Annotated in this window: 1 protein-coding gene; it reads left to right on the top strand. The window is 47.3% G+C overall.

The window, feature by feature from the left end; genetic code table 11:
- The first annotated feature begins 226 nt into the window (after window positions 1-226).
- On the top strand, window positions 227-1,465 hold the full coding sequence (locus DK872_RS27165) for an IS110 family transposase (RefSeq protein WP_161519128.1): 1,239 nt from the start codon (window positions 227-229) through the stop codon (window positions 1,463-1,465).
- The last annotated feature ends 31 nt before the right edge of the window (window positions 1,466-1,496 follow it).

The raw sequence follows: 1,496 nt of genomic DNA, 5'->3' as shown, positions 1-1,496 counted from the left end.
TATAGACTTTCATACCCTGAAAATTACGCTATTAGGTGATTCAGGGTATGCGCTTGCTGGTTACGAATATTGAGCGAGAATCATGCGATGATCACCGCTTTTCTTTCGAGCCAGTAAGTGCTCCACGTTCGTTAACGAATACTCAGGGCATGCAGACAAACTGCTGACTATATTTCTTTCGAAGAACGTGGAATGCATACCAATCCCCGATAAAAAGGAGTTGGTGATGACTGCGATAAATCAGTTTGCTGCTCATATTGGCCTCGATTGGGCAGATAAAAAGCACGATGTCTGCGTTCAGTTTAACAATGGTGAACGAGTGTTCCATGTCATTGAACATACGCCAGAAGCACTTGATACCTGGCTGGAAGCGTTGCACAAAAAAGTGAAAGGCAGGATCGCAGTCGCTATTGAACTTAAAAAAGGCCCAGTGGTTTTCGCGCTACAAAAATACCCGTTTATCACTGTTTTTCCTGTTCATGCGTTATCACTTGCTCGCTACAGGCAAACCTTCTGGCCCAGTGGGGCAAAAGACGACCCACAAGATGCAGAGCTGGCGCTGGAACTAATGCTGCGTTATCCCAAAAAAATCAGAGCCATTGAGCCCGACAATGCGGATATTCGATTACTTCAACAGCTGGTTGAACAGCGTCGGCAACTCATTGAAGACAAACGTCGCTTTGTGAACAGGTTAATCAACACTCTCAAACAATATTACCCTCAACTTCTGGAATGGTTCTCACATCGGGGTAGCTTACTACTGTGTGAACTGATTATAAGATGGCCAAGTCTGCAACAACTGAAGCGTGCCAGGCGCGACACTGTTCGCAACTTTCTTAATGCCAAAGGTGGCCGTGCAACAGCCCTTACCGGGCAGCGTGTTGCGAGTATCGATGATGCGATCCCGTTGACAACAGACCCGAGTGTTATCGAGGCTAATGCTTTGATGGCAACAGCACTGGCGACACAAATTAAAGTGGTGAGTGAAATCATCAAAACTTACGACGAGCGAATCGAAACGCTGTTTAATACCTTGCCAGATGCAGGTCTGTTTAAATCACTTCCGGGCATGGGGCCATGTATGGGCCCGCGTATGCTCGCTGCTCTTGGCGATAACCGAGACCGTTTTAATAGCGCAGAAGAAATTCAAAACTACGCAGGTATAGCACCGGTAACAGAACGAAGTGGCCAGAAGTCCTGGGTCCACTGGCGATGGCAATGCGCTAAGTTCGTCAGGCAGACCTTTGTTGAATGGGCTGCCAAGACGGTTAACTCATCATACTGGGCCAAACTGTATTATCAGAGCCTCAGAGAGAAGGGTAAATCTCACCAGTCTGCGATCCGGGCACTGTCGTTTAAATGGATCCGTATAATTTATAGCTGCTGGAAGCACAGAACCTGTTACGACGAAGCAAAGTATTTGCTGGCTCTCAAAGCGCGAAACTCGCCCTTACTGAAGCCATAAAAAGCTTGTCGAATGTCTCAGGGCGTGAAGC

Source organism: Kosakonia sp. MH5 (assembly GCF_009935945.1).
Taxonomy (GTDB): domain Bacteria; phylum Pseudomonadota; class Gammaproteobacteria; order Enterobacterales; family Enterobacteriaceae; genus Kosakonia; species Kosakonia radicincitans.
This window is presented reverse-complemented; position numbering and strand designations above follow the sequence as displayed.